This is a genomic window from Actinacidiphila sp. bgisy167, assembly GCF_057707665.1.
On the sequence record NZ_JBYIQP010000043.1, the window covers coordinates 34,425 to 52,803 of the forward strand.

At 73.4% G+C, this 18,379-nt stretch carries 17 protein-coding genes and 1 riboswitch; of the genes, 11 read left to right on the forward strand and 6 right to left on the reverse strand.

Annotated elements, in window-relative coordinates; all coding sequences use genetic code 11:
* The first annotated feature begins 16 nt into the window (after positions 1-16).
* Entirely contained in the window at positions 17-901 is an 885-nt protein-coding gene (gene sucD / locus AC3ET4_RS17820) for a succinate--CoA ligase subunit alpha (protein ID WP_431950428.1), read from the forward strand.
* On the opposite strand, the gene AC3ET4_RS17825 is transcribed toward sucD, so the two are convergent.
* Positions 902-1,780 (reverse strand): RNA polymerase sigma factor, encoded by an 879-nt coding sequence (locus tag AC3ET4_RS17825; protein WP_431950430.1) that lies wholly within the window; start codon positions 1,778-1,780, stop codon positions 902-904. It lies immediately after the preceding gene.
* Positions 1,781-1,892: 112 nt separating this feature from the next.
* Between AC3ET4_RS17825 and AC3ET4_RS17830 the strand changes: the two genes are divergently transcribed.
* A complete protein-coding gene (locus AC3ET4_RS17830; protein ID WP_431950432.1) occupies positions 1,893-3,275 on the forward strand; it encodes a cell division protein PerM in 1,383 nt (460 codons plus the stop codon).
* A gap of 44 nt (positions 3,276-3,319) precedes the next feature.
* Here AC3ET4_RS17830 and AC3ET4_RS17835 read toward each other — a convergent pair whose 3' ends face one another.
* Positions 3,320-4,027, reverse strand: coding sequence for a hypothetical protein (locus AC3ET4_RS17835; protein ID WP_431950434.1), 708 nt, complete (start codon positions 4,025-4,027; stop codon positions 3,320-3,322).
* 228 nt (positions 4,028-4,255) lie between these two features.
* Here AC3ET4_RS17835 and purN point away from each other — a divergent pair, with 228 nt between their 5' ends.
* Positions 4,256-4,870, forward strand: coding sequence for a phosphoribosylglycinamide formyltransferase (gene purN, locus AC3ET4_RS17840; protein ID WP_431950436.1), 615 nt, complete (start codon positions 4,256-4,258; stop codon positions 4,868-4,870).
* The gene (gene purH / locus AC3ET4_RS17845; RefSeq protein ID WP_431950437.1) at positions 4,867-6,420 is read left to right on the forward strand and encodes a bifunctional phosphoribosylaminoimidazolecarboxamide formyltransferase/IMP cyclohydrolase; all 1,554 of its coding nucleotides are present in this window, start codon (positions 4,867-4,869) and stop codon (positions 6,418-6,420) included. The genes purN and purH overlap by 4 nt, the downstream gene beginning before the upstream one ends.
* A 284-nt stretch (positions 6,421-6,704) precedes the next feature.
* Here purH and AC3ET4_RS17850 read toward each other — a convergent pair whose 3' ends face one another.
* The gene (locus tag AC3ET4_RS17850) at positions 6,705-7,301 is read right to left on the reverse strand and encodes a CD20-like domain-containing protein (RefSeq protein WP_431950439.1); all 597 of its coding nucleotides are present in this window, start codon (positions 7,299-7,301) and stop codon (positions 6,705-6,707) included.
* A 54-nt stretch (positions 7,302-7,355) separates the two neighbouring features.
* Positions 7,356-8,054 (reverse strand): RDD family protein, encoded by a 699-nt coding sequence (locus tag AC3ET4_RS17855; protein ID WP_431950441.1) that lies wholly within the window; start codon positions 8,052-8,054, stop codon positions 7,356-7,358.
* Positions 8,055-8,159: 105 nt separating this feature from the next.
* On the opposite strand from AC3ET4_RS17855, the gene AC3ET4_RS17860 reads away from it, so the two are divergent.
* The 5 genes from AC3ET4_RS17860 to AC3ET4_RS17880 all read left to right on the forward strand — a co-directional run bounded on the left by AC3ET4_RS17860 (position 8,160) and on the right by AC3ET4_RS17880 (position 13,302).
* Entirely contained in the window at positions 8,160-9,014 is an 855-nt protein-coding gene (locus AC3ET4_RS17860; protein ID WP_431950443.1) for a bifunctional methylenetetrahydrofolate dehydrogenase/methenyltetrahydrofolate cyclohydrolase, read from the forward strand.
* A complete protein-coding gene (locus AC3ET4_RS17865; RefSeq protein WP_431950445.1) occupies positions 9,011-9,451 on the forward strand; it encodes a DUF3017 domain-containing protein in 441 nt (146 codons plus the stop codon). Before AC3ET4_RS17860 ends, AC3ET4_RS17865 begins: the two co-directional genes overlap by 4 nt.
* Positions 9,452-9,535: 84 nt before the next feature.
* The gene (locus AC3ET4_RS17870; RefSeq protein WP_431950447.1) at positions 9,536-10,753 is read left to right on the forward strand and encodes an NADP-dependent isocitrate dehydrogenase; all 1,218 of its coding nucleotides are present in this window, start codon (positions 9,536-9,538) and stop codon (positions 10,751-10,753) included.
* 236 nt (positions 10,754-10,989) lie between these two features.
* Positions 10,990-12,213: a helix-turn-helix domain-containing protein gene (locus AC3ET4_RS17875; RefSeq protein WP_431950460.1), complete on the forward strand. Its 1,224-nt coding sequence runs from the start codon at positions 10,990-10,992 to the stop codon at positions 12,211-12,213.
* 99 nt (positions 12,214-12,312) lie between these two features.
* Positions 12,313-13,302 (forward strand): malate dehydrogenase, encoded by a 990-nt coding sequence (locus AC3ET4_RS17880; RefSeq protein WP_431950448.1) that lies wholly within the window; start codon positions 12,313-12,315, stop codon positions 13,300-13,302.
* 78 nt (positions 13,303-13,380) lie between these two features.
* Here AC3ET4_RS17880 and pdxR read toward each other — a convergent pair whose 3' ends face one another.
* On the reverse strand, positions 13,381-14,889 hold the full coding sequence (gene pdxR, locus AC3ET4_RS17885) for a MocR-like pyridoxine biosynthesis transcription factor PdxR (protein ID WP_431950450.1): 1,509 nt from the start codon (positions 14,887-14,889) through the stop codon (positions 13,381-13,383).
* Between the two features lie 56 nt (positions 14,890-14,945).
* Between pdxR and AC3ET4_RS17890 the strand changes: the two genes are divergently transcribed.
* Positions 14,946-15,458: a carboxymuconolactone decarboxylase family protein gene (locus AC3ET4_RS17890; RefSeq protein ID WP_431950462.1), complete on the forward strand. Its 513-nt coding sequence runs from the start codon at positions 14,946-14,948 to the stop codon at positions 15,456-15,458.
* A 25-nt stretch (positions 15,459-15,483) separates the two neighbouring features.
* Here AC3ET4_RS17890 and rocD read toward each other — a convergent pair whose 3' ends face one another.
* A complete protein-coding gene (gene rocD / locus AC3ET4_RS17895) occupies positions 15,484-16,689 on the reverse strand; it encodes an ornithine--oxo-acid transaminase (protein WP_431950452.1) in 1,206 nt (401 codons plus the stop codon).
* Between the two features lie 131 nt (positions 16,690-16,820).
* Positions 16,821-16,907: riboswitch (ZMP/ZTP riboswitch) on the forward strand.
* 30 nt (positions 16,908-16,937) lie between these two features.
* Here rocD and AC3ET4_RS17900 point away from each other — a divergent pair.
* On the forward strand, positions 16,938-18,379 hold a 1,442-nt coding region (locus tag AC3ET4_RS17900; RefSeq protein ID WP_431950454.1), incomplete at its 3' end, for a glycine hydroxymethyltransferase.

Sequence of the window (18,379 nt, forward strand, 5' to 3'; positions counted from 1 at the left end):
GACAGGTCACCACATCATGGCTATCTTCCTGACCAAGGAGAGCAAGGTCATCGTCCAGGGGATGACCGGTTCCGAGGGCACCAAGCACACCCGGCGCATGCTCGCCTCGGGCACCAACATCGTCGGCGGCGTGAACCCGCGCAAGGCCGGCACGAGCGTGGACTTCGACGGCACCGAGGTGCCCGTCTTCGGCTCGGTCGCCGAGGCCATGGAGCAGACCGGTGCCGACGTCACCGTCATCTTCGTCCCGCCGAAGTTCGCCAAGGACGCGGTCATCGAGGCCATCGACGCGGGCATCCCGCTGGCGGTCGTGATCACCGAGGGCATCGCGGTCCACGACACCGCCGCCTTCTGGGCCTACGCCGGCAGCAAGGGCAACAAGACCCGGATCATCGGCCCCAACTGCCCGGGCCTGATCACCCCCGGCCAGTCCAACGCGGGCATCATCCCGGCGGACATCACCACCTCCGGCCGCATCGGCCTGGTGTCGAAGTCCGGCACGCTGACCTACCAGATGATGTACGAGCTCAGCGACATCGGCTTCTCCTCGGCGGTCGGCATCGGCGGTGACCCGATCATCGGCACCACCCACATCGACGCGCTGAAGGCGTTCCAGGACGACCCCGACACCGACCTGATCGTCATGATCGGCGAGATCGGCGGCGACGCCGAGGAGCGTGCCGCGGCCTTCATCGCCGAGCACGTCACCAAGCCGGTCGTCGGCTACGTCGCGGGCTTCACCGCGCCCGAGGGCAAGACCATGGGCCACGCCGGCGCCATCGTCTCCGGCTCCTCCGGCACCGCCCAGGCGAAGAAGGAGGCCCTCGAGGCCGCCGGCGTCAAGGTCGGCAAGACCCCGTCGGAGACGGCCCGCCTCGCGCGCGCCATCCTCCAGGGCTGATCACGCAGGCTGACTCACGCCTTCCTGCGCAGGCACGGCCGGGTCGCTGTCGGCCCCGACACGTTCGCTGAGCGGACCGAAGACCAGCCCGACCGCAGTCACCAGCGCGATCAGCACCGTCGCCACCACGGCGCCCACCGTGCGGATGCGCAGCCACTGCTCGCTGAGCTGGCGCACCATGGCCGCCGGGTACTCCGCCTCAGGCTGCTCGTCCAGCAGGTCGCCCAGCCGGACCGCAGCCCCCTCGCCCAGGGCCTCGCGCCCCCGGACGATGCGCCGCCTGGTCATCGAGGTGGTGGCCATGCTCTCCGCCGCCGTCCGCAGCAGGCTCAGCCCCAGACCGTCGTGGAGCAGCACGGCGTGCCGGGTACCGGGCGACAGCCGCTGGAACGCGCTGCGCTCCCGCGGCGGGGTGCGGTACCAGGGCAGCAGTTGCTGCCAGGGCGCGAGGGCGTGGTGGTGCGCCTCCGCGCGGATCCATCCGGCCGGGTCGGGGTCGACGGCGACCTCGGGCCACCGCTGCCACGCCTGGTCGAAGGCGCGGTGCACGGCGTGCCGGGCCAGCCGCGTGCTGCCGGTGAGCAGCTCGACCTGGCGGAGCAGGGCGGGGGCGTCGCGGGTGTAGAGAAGATCGAAGGCGGCCTGAGCGGCCTCGGCGATCCGTTCGGCTTCGATTGCCGGGTTGCCGGAGGCCGGATCACGCGGTCCGTCGGCCGCCGCGGGTTCCGGCCGCCGCACGGACGCGGCGGACTTCCCCTGAGCGGCGGCCTGCGCGGCCTGCGCGGCCTGGGGGTTCGGGGCGTTCCCGGCCTGCACCGGCTGGTGGCGCCTTCGCTTCCTGACGGCCTTCGCGGCCTTCGCCGTGGGTGTGCGGCTCATGCGATCGACCACTCGGATCGAATGAAGAAACGCATAGCGCCATATTCTGCGACACGGCGGGCATTCGCACGCTGCCACGACGAAAAGGGATGTTCTTGGCAGCATGACATCCGTGAGTGCCACCAGCGCCCTGCGTCACGCCGTGCACCGGATCAAGGCCGCCCACTCGGCCCTGCGCACCTCCGAATCCGCCCCCGCCTTCACCGGCGGCGTGGTCGCCGCGGGCCTTGGCCTGGGCGGCTTCGCCATGCTCGTGGTCGCGCTGTGGGTCGTCTCCCCGTTCCCGGACAGCGGGCTGGACGGCGCTCTGCACGTCGCCGCGGACTGCTGGCTGCTCGCCCACGGAAGCGGCCTCGTGCGCACCGAGACGCTGTCCGGGACCGCCGCGCCCATCGGCGTCACACCGCTGCTGCCGATGGTGTTCCCGGTGTGGCTGCTGTTCCGGGCGGGTGCGGACGCCGTCGCGCCCGCCTCGGACGGCAGGGCCGCGCGCTCCGCCGTCGCATGGCTGATCGGCGGCTACCTCGCGGTGGGCGCCGGGGTGGTCCTCTACACCTCGTACGGGCCGGTGCGCAGCGACGCCCTCGCCGCCGGGCTGCACCTGCCCGTCGTCGCCGCCCTCGCCGCGGGCGCCGGGGCCTGGGCGGCGCGGGGACGGCCGCGGATCCCGCCGCCCGCCTGGCTGTCCCGGGCCCCCGTGTCCGTGTCGGTGCCGCTGCGGGACGCCGTGGCCGTGCTGCGGTCGGCGGGGGCGGGCGTCTGCGTGCTGGTCGCGGGGGGCGCGGCACTCACGGCGGTGACCGTGGCCCTGCACCCGGGCGCCGCGGGCGCGTCCTTCACACGGCTGAGCGAAGCGCTGTCCGGGCGGCTGGCGGTGCTCGCGGTGGCGGTGGCGCTGATCCCGAACGCCGCCGTATGGGGCGCGGCCTACGCGCTGGGCCCCGGTTTCGCGCTGGGCACCCAGGCCGCGGTGCGTCCGGCCGGGGTTCTGGGTGAGCCGGTGCTGCCGGACTTCCCACTGCTCGCGGCGCTCCCGCAGCCCGGGTCGGGTACGTCGCTGACCTTGGTGGCGCTGGTCGTTCCGGTGCTCGCCGGGGTCGCGGTGGGGGTGCTGGCCGTCGGCCGGCGGGAGCCGTGCGGCCTGGGGCGCACCGCCGCACACGCCGCCCTGGGCGGGCTGACGTGCGGATTCGCCATGGCACTGCTCACCGGGTTCGCGGCGGGACCGCTGGGCACCGGGGCCCTGGAGGACTTCGGGCCGTCCTGGTGGCTCACCGGCGCCGCCGCGGCCGGATGGACGGCGGCCGCCGGCACGCCGACGGCGCTGGTGGTGCGCTGGGTCCGACTGCGCCGCGCGGCTGCCTCGGCGGAGTACGACCAGGGAGAGGGGCACCAGGGACACCAGGCGGAGGAAGGCCCGGTGGACGGCCGCCTGGAGGAGGCGCCCGCCACGGCGGGCGGCGCGACCGCCGACGCCGCCCCGTCGGAGGTCTGATCCTCCGCCCGGGGCCGACGCGGCAGCGCGTCCGCTGCCGCGCGTCAGGGCGTGTTGAGCACGTCGCGCAGCGGGGTCGGCAGCAGCTTCTCGCAGGCGTCGCGCGACGAGGAGGTCAGCGCGTCACGGGTGCAGGCGTAGTAGTCCTGGTAGACCACCTGCGTCGTGAAGCTCACCGCCACGACGCAGAGGGCGAGCCCGCCCATGATCAGTCCGCCGAGCGCGGCCGGGCGCTGCGGTTTGCTGCGGGGGTCGGCGGGCCGCGGCGCCGGCGGGACGGCCCCTCCCTCGGCGAGCAGGGCGGCCGCCTCGGCACGGGCCTTCGCCCGCTCCTCGGGCTTCATCCGCAAGGCGTTGACGCCCCAGTACAAGGCGAGGGCGCCCAGCAGCAGACCCACATACGTCCAGCCGAGGAAGAGCGAGAAGAAGAGCCCCCACATGCCGCAGATCATGGCGTAGCGGGCCCGCCGCTGGGCCGGGTCCGTGGGGTCGAAGCGAGGGGCGTCAGGGCGCTGCCCGCCGTAGCCGCCGCCGGGGCGGTCGCCGTAGCCGCTGTCCTGGCGGCCGGGCTGCCGCTCGCTCCACCCGCTGCCCCACGCCGGGGGCGGCGGGGGAGGAGAGGGCGGTGTCGGCGGCTCGTCCCCCGAGTCGGAGGGCTGCTGCGGCGTACGCGGCTCCCAGGGCTGCTCGGGCGCGTTCTCCGGCGGCGGGGCGAACGGGTTGTCCCGCTCCTGGCCTCGGCCACTGCTCATGTTTGCCTGGGTCATCCCCTTGCCGTCGACTCCTCGAGTTGTCGGACGCGTCACTTCGCCGTTTCACCCCAGACGCTACCGCCCGCGTGCTCCCCCGTCCCGTGGGGGCGGGTGGGTGTGCCGGTATCGTTGCTGACGGTCGACGGCCTCGTAGAGTTCCCCGGAGTTCGGGCGATCTTCGAGTCGTACGATCCTCCAAAGCGCCGGATCCCCGAGAGATGACCCGCAGTGGCCGCAGTCTTTCCGCCCCTTTCCCGTCCCGCCCGACTCGTCGTGCTCGTCTCCGGTTCGGGCACGAACCTCCAGGCGCTGCTCGACGCGGGTCTGCACGTCGTCGCCGTGGGCGCCGACCGGTCCGGCATCGCCGGGCTCGAGCGCGCCGAGCGCGCCGGAGTGCCGACGTTCGTCTGCCGGGTGGCCGACCACGGCGACCGCGACGCCTGGGATGCCGCGCTGACCGGGGCGGTGGCCGCGTACGAGCCCGACCTGGTCGTCTCTGCGGGGTTCATGAAGATCGTGGGCAAGGAGTTCCTCGCCCGGTTCGGCGGGCGCTTCGTCAACACCCACCCGGCGCTGCTGCCCAGCTTCCCGGGCGCCCACGGGGTGCGCGACGCCCTCGCCTACGGCGTGAAGGTCACCGGCTGCACCGTCCACTTCGTCGACGACGGCGTCGACACCGGCCCGATCATCGCCCAGGGGGCGGTCGAGGTCCGGCAGGACGACACGGAGGAAGCGCTCCACGAGCGCATCAAGGAAGTCGAGCGCACGCTGCTCGTCGACGTCGTGGGGCGGTTGTCCCGCGACGGCTATCGCATTGAGGGACGAAAGGTTCTGTTGCCGTGAGTACCAAGCGGGAGATCCGTCGCGCACTGGTCAGCGTCTATGACAAGACCGGTCTGGAGGAGCTTGCCCGCGGCCTGCACGAGGCGGGCGTCCAGCTGGTCTCCACCGGCTCGACGGCCGGGCGGATCGCCGCCGCCGGGGTGCCGGTCACCAAGGTCGAGGAGCTGACCGGGTTCCCCGAGTGCCTGGACGGCCGGGTCAAGACCCTGCACCCGAAGGTGCACGCCGGCATCCTCGCCGACCTGCGGCTGGAGGACCACCGCCGGCAGCTGGAGGAGCTGGGCGTCGAGCCCTTCGACCTGGTCGTGGTCAACCTCTACCCGTTCCGTGAGACGGTCGCCTCCGGCGCCTCGGAGGACGAGTGCGTCGAGCAGATCGACATCGGCGGCCCCTCGATGGTCCGCGCCGCCGCCAAGAACCACCCGTCGGTGGCCGTGGTGACCAGCCCCGAGCGGTATGCGGACGTGCTCGCCGCCGTCCGTGAGGGCGGCTTCGACCTCAACACCCGCAAGCGCTTGGCGGCCGAGGCGTTCCAGCACACCGCCGCCTACGACGTCGCGGTGGCGAGCTGGTTCGCGAGTTCGTACGCCCCCGCCGACGACAGCTCCTTCCCGGACTTCCTGGGCGCCACCTACGAGCGCAAGAACGTGCTGCGCTACGGCGAGAACCCGCACCAGGCCGCCGCGCTCTACACCGACGGCAGCACGGGCCTGGCGGCTGCCGAGCAGCTGCACGGCAAGGAGATGTCCTACAACAACTACGTCGACACCGAGGCCGCGCGCCGTGCGGCGTACGACCACGACGAGCCCTGCGTCGCGATCATCAAGCACGCCAACCCGTGCGGCATCGCGGTGGGCGACGACGTCGCGCAGGCGCACCGCAGGGCGCACGCCTGCGACCCGCTGTCGGCCTTCGGCGGCGTCATCGCCGTCAACCGGCCGGTGAGCGTGGAGATGGCGGAGCAGGTCGCCGAGATCTTCACCGAGGTCATCGTGGCGCCGGACTTCGAGGAAGGCGCGGTCGAGGTCCTCGCCCGCAAGAAGAACATCCGCGTGCTGCGCTGTCCCGAGGCGCCCGCCGCGCAGACGGAGTTCCGTCCCGTCGAGGGCGGGCTGCTGCTGCAGGTCAAGGACCGCCTCCAGGCCGCGGGCGACGACCCGGCCACCTGGACGCTGGCCACCGGCGAGCCGCTGACCGACGCTGAGCTCGCCGACCTGGCGTTCGCCTGGCGGGCCTGCCGCGCGGTGAAGTCCAACGCCATCCTGCTGGCCAAGGACGGCGCGACGGTCGGCGTCGGCATGGGCCAGGTCAACCGCGTCGACTCCGCCAGGCTCGCGGTGCAGCGGGCCGGCGAGGAGCGCGCGGCGGGCTCCTACGCCGCCTCCGACGCCTTCTTCCCCTTCCCCGACGGGCTGGAGGTGCTCACGGGCGCGGGCGTCAAGGCCGTCGTGCAGCCTGGTGGTTCGGTGCGTGACGAGGCCGTGGTAGAGGCGGCCCGCAAGGCCGGCGTGACCATGTACCTGACCGGGACGCGGCACTTCTTCCACTGACACCGACCGGCCGCAGCGCCGGAACGCCGAAGGCCCCCGCCGGGGCTTGGGTTCCAACGGTCCTCGCAACACCCGCGATCTGCGGGAGTTGCGAGGACCGCGGCCGTTGAGCGGGATGATCTTGCGGGGTTGGGGGAGCGTTTCCCAGCTTGGCTGGATGCCGTGGGGAACGTGACCATGGCGGCGCGTGGGCTGGGGTGAACCGCAACACCGACCAAGTGGCGTTGCGACGGCCCCTTGACCCCAAGCTGCGCGGGGGCCTTCGGCGTACGGACTGCGGCAGGTCAGTACCGCGGGCGCTTGAACCAGGCCGCCGTCTCGGACTGCGCCGCGCAGACGATCAGCACCACGCACAGCACTACCGGAAGAAGCAGCACGAAGGCGCCGGTGGGCATGGCGGCGACACAGCTCGGTGCGAACAGCGCGCCGATCAGGATGGAGCCGACACGGGTGCCGCTACCGCCCGTCCGGTACCTGGCGCCCAGGGCGAACGACAGGACGGCGAACGCCAGGAAGAGGACTCCCAGAGCGCAGACCAGCCAGATGGGCAGCATGTTCACCGAGTCGCTGCCATCCGCGATCTTCAGGGTGACGGCTGCGACCAGCAGCGACAACCCGGCCAGGACCTGCATCACGCCAAGCGCGAAGAGCATCGCCCGGGCCGCCTTCGCCGACGACGGCATGACCGCGGGCCCGCCGGGATAGGCCGGGAACGGCACCTGCAGCGGCTGCTGCGGGTATCCGTACGGCTGCTGCCACTGCGGCTGGGACTGCGCCGGGTAGCCGTGGCCCGGCGGGGCCGGGGGCTGCTGCGGGTATCCGTACGGCCGCTGCGGTTGCTGCCGGCCGTACGGGTTGCCGGGGCCTGGCGGATGGCTCACTGGTGACTTCCTTCGTGATGACGGGACCGGCGACGGGGGCTCCTCGCGCCCGGCCTACCGGGTGCGGACGACGACCGAGTTGAGGATCTTGTCGGCGAAGGTCTGCTTCTTGTCGTCCCACAGCGGCCACAGGTAGCCGATGTAGCAGGCGGCGCCGTCCAGACCGTGGCACAGCCGGCGGACGAAGGCCATGCCGAAGCCCAGCGGACGGCCGTCCAGCTCCCGCAACACGGAGATGCCGAGGGCCTTCTTGCCCGGCGTCTGGCCGGTCGTGCCCTCGCGGTAGCACAGGAACAGGCCGCCGATCAGGGACAGCAGGAGGCCGACGCCGATCAGGGCGAGGGCGCTGCCCGGGATCTCGGGGGCGTCGCAGGGTCCGGTGGTCGCGCTGCAGCGGTCGGCCTCGTCGATCACCGCGGCGAGGAACTGGCCGTAGCCGATGCCGACGAGGACCATCGGGACGAGCCCGGCGAGCAGGAAGTCGATCAGCGTCGCCCCCACGCGGGCGCCCCAGCCGGCGTACGGCGGCATGCCCGGGACAGGGCCGGTGGGGCCTGCCGGATGGCCGTACCCGTAGCCGTAGCCGTACGGGCCCTGGGCCTGCGGCGGTACGGTGCCGTAGGGCGGCGGGGGCTGCGTCGGGTAGCCGTGAACGGGCTGGGCCGGGGGCTGCGGGTAGGCGTAAGGCGGCTGCTGCGGCTGCTGCGGGGGTTGCTGGTCGTACGGATTGCCGGGCCCGGGTGGGTAGCTCACGGTGGCCTCTTTTTTCGAGCGGATGGAGACGGGGGACGGCCACATCGTCCTGGGCGGCGTCAACCGCTGTCCAGCGTTGGTGTGCGGACCTGAGAAGATGGGTGTATGACCGCCCAGATTCTCGATGGCAAGGCCACTGCGGCCGCGATCAAGTCCGAACTGTCGACCCGCGTGCAGGCGCTCAAGGAGCGGGGTGTCACCCCGGGGCTGGGCACGCTGCTGGTCGGCGACGACCCGGGCAGCCGCTGGTACGTCGCGGGCAAGCACCGCGACTGCGCGGAGGTCGGCATCGCCTCCATCCAGCGCGAGCTGCCGGAGACCGCCACCCAGGAGGAGATCGAGGCGGTCGTCCGCGAACTGAACGAGAACCCGTCCTGCACCGGCTACATCGTCCAGCTGCCCCTGCCCAAGGGGATCGACACCAACCGCGTCCTGGAGCTGATGGACCCGGCCAAGGACGCCGACGGACTGCACCCGACCAACCTCGGGCGGCTGGTGCTGGGCGAGCGCGGCCCGCTGCCCTGCACCCCCAACGGCATCGTCGAGCTGCTGCGGCGCCACGGCGTCGAGATCAACGGCGCGCACGTCGCGGTGGTCGGCCGCGGTGTCACCGTCGGCCGCTCGATCGGGCTGCTGCTGACCCGCAAGTCGGAGAACGCCACCGTCACCCTCTGCCACACCGGTACCCGCGACCTGTCCGCCCAGCTGCGCCAGGCCGACATCATCGTGGCCGCCGCGGGTGTGCCGCACCTGGTGAAGCCGGAGGACGTACGGTCGGGCGCCGCCGTGCTGGACGTCGGCGTCAGCCGTGACGAGAACGGCAAGATCGTCGGCGACGTGCACCCGGGCGTGGCGGAGGTGGCCGGCTGGATCTCGCCGAACCCCGGCGGCGTCGGCCCGATGACCCGCGCCATGCTGCTGGCGAACGTCGTGGAGGCCGCGGAGGGCCGGTACGCATGACCGAAACGGGCCCCCGTACGGAAGCGGCGGCGCAGGAGGCCGGCAAGGCCGGCCGCGGCCGCCGCTTCCAGGTGCTGACCCGTGGCACCGCGCGCCCCGAGGGCGGCGGCCGGGCCATGGGCGCGGGCGCCCCGGCCCCGGCCCGGCAGTGGCCGATCCTCGTGGTCTCCGGCGCGGTGCTGCTCGGCCTGGTGACGGTGGCGGCGGACGTCACGCGGGCCGGCCTGGTGCTGGTCGGCTCGGCGCTGATCCTGGGCGCGCTGATGCGCTGGCTGCTGCCCTCGGTCGGCATGCTGGCCGTCCGCAGCCGCTTCACGGACGTGATCACCTACGGTGTGCTGGGCGTGCTGATCGTCCTGCTGGCCCTGATGGCGCAGCCGCACCCCGTGCTGGAGATCCCCTTCCTGGAGGACGTCGTCCGCTTCTCCGTGCGGTGATCCGGTTACGCTGTGTGGCGAGTGCCCTGACGTAGGACGTGCACTTCGGGCACACGTCACGGCGTGAGAGGGAGAGCGGCTCCCATGACCAAGATCAAGGCAAGGAACGCGGTCGTCGAGCTCGACGGCGACGAGATGGCGCGGATCATCTGGCGGTTCGTCAGGGACGAGCTGGTCCTGCCGCATGTCGACGTCGAACTGGTCCGCTTCGACCTGGGCATCGAGCACCGGGACGCCACGCACGACCGGGTGACGGCCGAGGCGGCGGAAGCGGTGGCGCGGCACGGCGTCGGCGTCAAGTGCGCCACCGTCACGCCCGACGAGGCACGGGTCGCGGAGTTCGGCCTCAGGGGGATGTACCGCTCCCCGAACGCCACGATCCGCGACCGCCTCGGCGGCGGGATCTTCCGGGAGCCCGTCGTCCCGCGGAACGTCCCGCGGGCCGTGCCCGGCGGGAGCCGCCCCGTGGTGATCGCCCGGCACGCCTTCGGCGACCAGTACCGGGCCACCGAGCTGCGGATCCCCGGCGCCGGCGCCCTCGCCTTGAGCTTCACCCCGGCCGACGGCTCCGACCCGGTCGATCTCGAGGTGCACCACTTCCCGGGCCCCGGTGTGGCGCTCGGGATGGTGAACCTCGACGAGTCGATCCGCGACTTCGCGCGCGCCGCCTTCCGCTACGGGCTGGCGCGCGGGCTGCCCGTCCGCCTGGCCACGAAGAACACGGTGCTCAGGAAGTACGACGGCCGCTTCAAGGACCTCTTCCAGGAGGTCTTCGACACCGAGTTCCGGCGCGAGTTCGCGGCCGCGGGCCTGGGCCACGAGCACCGCCAGGTCGACGACATGGCCGCCTCGGTCCTCAAGGGGGCCGGCGGCTGCGTCTGGGCGTGCAAGAACTACGACGGCGACATCCTCTCCGGCGTCCTCACTCGGGGAGTCGGTTCGGCAGGGCTGATGACCTCGGTCCTCATGACCGCCGACGGCAGGACCGTGCTGTGCGAGGCGGCGCACGGCACCGTCACCCGCCACTACCGCAGCCACCAGGCGGGCAGGCCCACCTCGACCAACCCCATCGCGACGGTCTTCGCATGGAGCCGCGGCCTTGCCCACCGCGCCCGGCTGGACGACACACCCGAACTCGCCCGCTTCGCCGGGACGCTGGAGAACGCCTGCCTGGAGGTCGTCGAGTCCGGCCAGCTGACCCAGGACCTGGCGGTGCTGATCAGCCCGGAGCAGCCGTGGCTGACGACCGAGCAGTTCCTGGCCGCCGTGGACGAGAACCTGCGCAAGCGCATGTCCTGCTGACGCGGGCGGTCGGCGGCCGGGCGGGCTCCGCGGACCGGATCTCCGTTCTCCTTCGCGTCTCTCGTTGCGGAGGACGGTAGCGCTGTCGCGTCACCGCGCGCGAAGGATTCCCGAAAGCTCCGCACCATTCGTGTGCACGTCGCTACGGTGGGTTGACCGACGGAGCCGGGGGGTGCGTGGTGGCGCGCTGGGAGCCATTGCCCGAGACGCTGGACGACGCGGCACGCCGCCTTGCCGTGCAGCTGCGCCGGGCGAAGGACCGCAGCGGGCTCAGCGTTCCCGCGCTGGCCGCGCGCACGGCGAGCGGCATCGGCGCGTGGGAGCGCTACTTCGACGGCACGCGGATTCCGCCGCGTGACGCGGTCGAGGTGCTGGGGCAGCTCAGCGGTGCCGACGACGACCGGCTCATCGCCCTGTGGGAGCTGGCCGACCGGGCGGCCGCGAAGGCGGTCGCGGATACGGCAGCCGATCCGGCCGCCGACGCAGGAAAGGGCTTCGCGCACGCCGACGCGCTCGCCCCGCTCGCCTCCGTCCCGGGGCCCCGGCACGCCCGGAGACGGCGGCGCAGAACGCTGCCGGCGGTCGCGGTCGGACTGGCGCTCGGCACGGTGTTCGCGCTGCTCGTGGCGGCCGAGGTGGCCACGGACGGGCGGGGGCGCGCCGGGACACCGCTGTCCGCCCGCCCGGCCGCCACTGCGCCGGTCGGGCCGGCGCCCTCCGCCGCCGCCTCCGCCGCCGCGGCCGCAGCCGGCCCGGCCGGCTCCGCCGCGACATCCCGCTCCCGGCCGGCTTTCCCGGCCGGGGCGACGGACGCGGCGGCCTCCCGTACGGCGAACGCCGTGTCCCCGGACGCCGGCAGGCCGACGACGCGAGTGCCCGGCGCCGAGGGTCCGCCCCCCGCCCTTGGAAGCGCCCCGCACACGGCGGAACCCGGCGGGGCGCCGGCCACGGGCGGGGCGCCGGCCACGGCACCCGGTGGAGCCGCACCCGCCACCCTTCAGGCGCCGCCGCCGCCCCGCGACGAGCGTCCCGGTGGCGCCGACGAGGGCGCCGACGCCGGCGCCCTCCGCGTCCCCGAGCCGCAGCCCGGGCAAGGGGCACTGCCTCCGCCTGATCATCGTGGGCATCTGCCTCGGTTGAGGCGGCCGGATCGTGGGGACGGTGCGGCTTGGGTCGCTTCGGCGGCTCCCTCGGGCCCCGCGACCGGGGGGCGGCCGTCATGCCGGGCCGCGAGGCCGGCCGACCCACTGCAGGACCGCGAACACCATGACGGCGCGCTCGCGGAGCGGGCCGGCCGGAGTTCTCGGGCGTGCCGGGCGGAGGGCGCTGCCGCCCGCACGGGAGGGTGCGCCGGAGAAGACCACCGGCCGCGCCGCCGGGTCGGCCCGGACGGGTGCCGGCGCAGGGCGGTGACCGGGGCCACACCAAGGGTGGCTTCGGCCGCGACGGTGCGGGTATAGCCTGGCGTGGGTCTCTTGACGCCGAGAGATCCCCGTTCCGGGGCATGGGACGCCGCCGGGGCGGCAAGGGATCCAGCAGGAGAAGGCCAGGAGAAGGCAATGACTCGCACTCCCGTCAACGTCACCGTCACCGGAGCGGCCGGGCAGATCGGCTACGCGCTGCTCTTCCGTATCGCCTCCGGCCACCTGCTCGGCCCCGAGGTCCCGGTGAAGCTGCGGCTGCTGGAGATCACCCCGGCCCTGAAGGCCGCCGAGGGCACCGCGATGGAACTGGACGACTGCGCGTTCCCGCTGCTCAAGGGCATCGACATCACCGACGACCCGAACGTCGCCTTCGACGGCGCCAACGTGGGCCTGCTCGTCGGCGCCCGTCCGCGCACCGCGGGCATGGAGCGCGGCGACCTGCTGGAGGCCAACGGCGGCATCTTCGGCCCGCAGGGCAAGGCCATCAACGACCATGCCGCGGACGACATCCGCGTCCTCGTCGTCGGCAACCCGGCGAACACCAACGCGCTCATCGCGCAGTCCTCGGCCCCGGACGTCCCGGCCGACCGCTTCACCGCGATGACCCGTCTGGACCACAACCGCGCCGTGTCGCAGCTGTCGAAGAAGACCGGCGTGCCGGTGAGCGAGATCCGCCGCCTCACCATCTGGGGCAACCACTCCGCCACCCAGTACCCGGACATCTTCCACGCCGAGGTCGCCGGCAAGAACGCCGCCGAGGTCGTGGGCGACGAGAAGTGGCTGGCCGAGGAGTTCATCCCGACGGTCGCCAAGCGCGGTGCCGCGATCATCGAGGCCCGTGGCGCCTCCTCCGCCGCGTCGGCCGCCAACGCCGCGATCGACCACGTCTTCACCTGGACCAACGGCACCGCCGAGGGTGACTGGACCTCCGCCGGTGTCGTCTCCGACGGCTCCTACGGCGTGCCGGAGGGCCTCATCTCCTCCTTCCCGGTGACCGCGAAGGACGGCAGGTTCGAGATCGTCCAGGGTCTGGAGATCAATGAGTTCTCCCGCGCCCGCATCGACGCGTCGGTGAAGGAGCTCGAGGAGGAGCGCGAGGCCGTCCGCGGCCTCGGCCTTATCTGAGCCCGGGACGCCGAACCCCCGAGCCGGCCCTCCGCCGCGCCCCGCAAGGGCGCGGCGGAGGGCCGCTCCGTGTGCTCCTCAGGCCGTGTGCGCGGCGAGCAGCGCGCACAGCATGTCCAGGCAGCCGGCGAAGGCATGCTCGGGTGGGGCGCCGTAGCCGACGACGATCGCGTCGTCCTGCACGGCCCCGAAGTCGGCGAGGCTCTGCAGCGCGAGGCCCTGTCGCCGGGCCCGTGCGACCAGCGCGCCGGCCGAGGCGCCGGGTGGCAGCCGCAGTACGGCGTGGAGTCCGGCGGCGATGCCCGACACCTGCACGGCGGGGGCGCGGGCGGCGAGCGTGGTGACGAGGCGATCGCGGCGGCGCCGGTAGTGCAGTCGCATCCGGCGCACATGGCGGTCGTAGCCGCCGGAGACGATCAGCTCGGCGAGGGTGAGCTGGTCGAGGACGGGGGACTGGTGGTCGGCGACGACCTTCTCCGCGAGCACGGGCTCCGCCAGGGAGGGCGGCAGGGCGAGCCAGGCCAGCCGAAGCCCGGGGGCGAGGCTCTTGCTGGCCGTTCCGGCGTAGACGACGTGCTCGGGTGCGAGGCCCTGCAGCGCGCCGACCGGCTGCCGGTCGTAGCGGAACTCCCCGTCGTAGTCGTCCTCGATGATCACGCCGCCGGTGTCGCGGGCCCAGGCCACGGTGGCCGCGCGTCGCTCCGGGGAGAGCGGGGCTCCGTACGGGAACTGGTGCGCCGGTGTGAGCAGGGCGGCGTCGACGCCCGTGCCGAGCGCGACGACCTGCGCCCCCTCGTCGTCGACGGGCAGGGGGACGGTGGTGAGCCCGGCCGTCCGCAGGACGCGCAGCGTGTGCGGGTAGCCGAGCGCCTCGACGGCGACACGGCGGGCCCCGCGGCCGCGAAGGGCGCGGCCGAGCAGCCCGGCAGCCTGGACGTAGCCCGTGCACACCACGACGAGTTCCGGGGTGGTGCGGACCCCGCGCACCCGGCCCAGATAGGCCGCGAGGGCCTCGCGCAGTTCGGGCCGCCCGCGGGGGTCGGTGTAGCCGAGGGCTTCGTTGGGCGCCGCCGCCAGGGCGCGGCGCGCGGCGGCGGACCACTCGGCGCGGGGGAACGAGCCGAGGTCGGGCGAACCGGGCCGCAGGTCGTACGGGACCTGCTCCCGGTGCCAGGGCGGTCCGGCCGTGGGTTTCGGGTCGCCGCCGACGGGCACGGCGTCGCCGGGGGACGGGTCGGTGAGCGGCGACGGGCCGGGGGACGGCGTCGGGGCGGTGGACGGCCTTTCGCCGGTGGCCGCTCCGGCCGGGCACCAGCCGTGGGCGACCCGGGTGCCGGAGCCCTGGCGAGCCGTCAGCCAGCCCTCTGCCACCAGCTGCCCGTAGGCGTCGGCGACGGTGTTGCGGGCGACGCCCAGATCCCTGGCGAGTGCCCGGGAGGACGGCAGCCGGGTGCCGGGGGCCAGCCTGCCGTCGCGCACGGCCTCGCGCAGCGCGTGCTCCAGCCCGGCGCGCGCACCGGCGCGGCGGGCGGGGTCGGGGTGGAGGTCGAGGTGGAGGTCGACTCCTGAAATGGCCCACTCGTTCACCCCGCAAGTGGACCACGAGTCGGGGCCACCCCGTCGCTAGGTTGGGTCACATGACGATGATCACGAATTCCGCCGGCGCCTCATCCGACCTCGGCCCGGACGACCTGGTGCCCGCCCACGAGCCGCGCATGCTGCTCGGCAAGGCTGCCCCTGACTTCTTCAAGGCGATGTTCGCCCTGGACGCGGCGGCGTCCGCCGGTCTCGAACCGGTGATCAGGGAGTTGGTCAAGGCCCGCGCCTCGCAGCTCAACGGCTGCGCCTACTGCGTGGACCAGCACCTTGCCGATGCCCGCGCGATCGGGCTGACCGAGCAGAAACTGAACGGGCTCACCGTGTGGTGGGAGACGCCCTTCTACACCGTGCGCGAGCGTGCCGCGCTGGCGCTGGCGGAGGCGGTGACCCGGCTCGGCGAGCGCGGCGTCCCGGACGAGGTCTACGACGAGGCCGCGCGGGTCTTCGACGCCGACGAACTGGCCCGGCTGGTCGCCATGTGCGTCACCATCAACGCCTGGAACCGCATCGGCGTGACGACGCGGATGTCCCCGGCGGTGCGCGCCGACGGCGTCTGACCGCCGGGCGCACCCGGGACCGCGGTCAGGCCGACAGCACGGCCCGCAGCTGGTCCAGACCCCAGTCCAGGTCCTCCTTGGAGACCACCAGCGGCGGCGCCAGCCGGATCGTGGAGCCGTGGGTGTCCTTGACCAGGACGCCCCGCTCCAGCAGCCGTTCGGAGATCTGCCGGCCCGTGCCGTGATCCGGGGCGATGTCCACGCCCGCCCACAGGCCGCGGCCGCGGACCTGGGTGACGGCCCCGGTGCCGGCCAGCAGCGCCAGCTCGTTGTGCAGGTGGTCGCCGAGTTCGGCAGCCCGCTGCTGGTACTCGCCGGTGCGCAGCATCGCGAGGACCTCCAGCGCCACCGCGCAGGCCAGCGGGTTGCCGCCGAAGGTGGAGCCGTGCTCACCGGGGCGGTAGACCCCGAGCACCTCCGACGAGGACGCGACGGCCGAGACCGGGACGACGCCCCCGCCGAGTGCCTTGCCGAGCACGTACATGTCCGGGACGACGCCCTCGTGCTCCGACGCGAAGGTCCGGCCCGTCCGGCCCAGGCCCGACTGGATCTCGTCGGCGATGAAGAGGATCCCGCGCTCCTCGGTGAGCCGGCGCACGCCCGCCCAGTACCCGGCCGGCGGCACGAGGACGCCCGCCTCGCCCTGGACGGGCTCCATCAGCACGGCCACCGTGCGCTCGTCCAGGGCCGCCTCCAGCGCGGCCAGGTCGCCGTACGGGACGACGTCGAAGCCGGGGGTGTACGGGCCGAAGTCCGCCCGGGCCTCGGGGTCGGTGGAGAAGCTGACGATGGTGGTCGTCCGCCCGTGGAAGTTGTCCGCGGCGACGATGATCCGCGCCTGGCCGTCCGGCACGCCCTTGACCTGGTAACCCCACTTCCGGGCCGTCTTCACCGCCGTCTCGACGGCTTCGGCGCCGGTGTTCATCGGCAGCACCATCTCCATGCCGCACAGCTCGGCGAGCTCCGTGCAGAAGCGCGCGAAGCGGTCGTGGTGGAACGCCCGGGACGTGAGGGTCACCCGGTCTAGCTGGGCCTTGGCAGCCTCGATGAGACGGGGGTTGCGGTGCCCGAAGTTCAGTGCCGAGTAGCCGGCGAGCATGTCGAGGTAGCGGCGGCCCTCGACGTCCGTCACCCAGGCGCCTTCGGCGGAGGCGACGACGACCGGGAGGGGATGGTAGTTGTGGGCGCTGTGCGCCTCGGCGGCGGCGATGTGCTCGGCAGCAGTCGACACGTGAGTGCTCCGTTCGTGGTACGTCGGGAGGTATGGCGCGAAGAGCCCGGTGGGGCTCTTTCTATCGTCGCTCGTCCGGGATGCGAAGAAACCTCGCGCCGGGCGGTGTCATGACGGTCGTTGCTAGGCTGGCGGCGGGCCGTGACTGGCGCGCTGGGATGGGGTTGACCATCGGGGAGCGGCCCGTGAACTGTGTGCCGTGCGCCTGGGCCGTCCCGTATGCCGTGCCGTGCAGCAGGAGGTCTGACATGCCGAGTGGTTCCAGCCAGTCCACCGCTTTCCGCAGTGCCCTTGAGGTGATCAGGGGTGTAGAGCCGCGCGTGGCCGATGCCATCGGCCAGGAGATCGAGGACCAGCGCGCCTCGCTCAAGCTCATCGCGAGTGAGAACTACGCGTCCCCGGCCGTGCTGCTGGCCATGGGCAACTGGTTCAGCGACAAGTACGCCGAGGGCACCGTCGGCCGCCGCTTCTACGCGGGCTGCCGCAACGTCGACACCGTCGAGGCGCTCGCCGCCGAGCACGCGCGCGAGGTCTTCGGCGCCCAGCACGCCTATGTGCAGCCGCACTCCGGCATCGACGCCAACCTCGTCGCCTTCTGGGCGGTGCTCGCCGCCCGGGTCGAGGCGCCCGCGCTGGAGCGGGCCGGGGTACGGCAGGTCAACGACCTCACCGAGGAGGACTGGGCGCGGCTGCGCCACGAGCTCGGCGACCAGCGGATGCTCGGGATGTCCCTGGACGCGGGCGGCCACCTCACCCACGGCTTCCGGCCCAACATCTCCGGCAAGATGTTCGACCAGCGCAGCTACGGCACCGACCCCGCCACGGGTCTGCTGGACTACGAGGCCCTGCGCAAGACCGCCCGCGAGTTCCGGCCGCTGATCATCGTGGCGGGCTATTCGGCCTACCCGCGGCTGGTGAACTTCCGGATCATGCGGGAGATCGCCGACGAGGTCGGCGCCACACTGATGGTCGACATGGCGCACTTCGCCGGCCTGGTCGCCGGCAAGGTCCTCACCGGTGACTTCGACCCCGTGCCGCACGCGCAGATCGTCACCACCACCACGCACAAGTCGCTGCGCGGCCCGCGCGGCGGCATGGTGCTGTGCGACTCCTCGCTCGCCGAGCAGGTCGACCGCGGCTGCCCCATGGTGCTCGGCGGCCCGCTGCCGCACGTCATGGCCGCCAAGGCGGTGGCCCTGGCGGAGGCCCGCCGTCCTGACTTCCACGACTACGCCCAGCGCATCGTCGACAACTCCCGGGCCCTGGCCGAGGGCCTGCTGCGCCGCGGTGCCACGCTGGTGACCGGCGGCACGGACAACCACCTCGTCCTGATCGACGTCGAGTCCTCCTACGGCCTGACCGGGCGGCAGGCCGAAGCCGCGCTCCTGGACTCGGGCATCGTCACCAACCGCAACTCCATCCCCCAGGACCCGAACGGCGCCTGGTACACCTCCGGCATCCGCATCGGCACACCGGCGCTGACCACGCGCGGCCTCGGCGCGGGCGAGATGGAGGAGATCGCCGGGCTGATCGACCGGGTGCTCACGGCCACCACGGCGGGTGTCACCTCGGCGGGCAAGCCGTCCAAGGCTCAGCACGTACTGGACGCGAAGGTCTCCGACGAGATCGCGCAGCGCGCGGCGGACCTGCTGGACGGATTCCCGCTCTACCCGGGGATCGACCTGAGCCG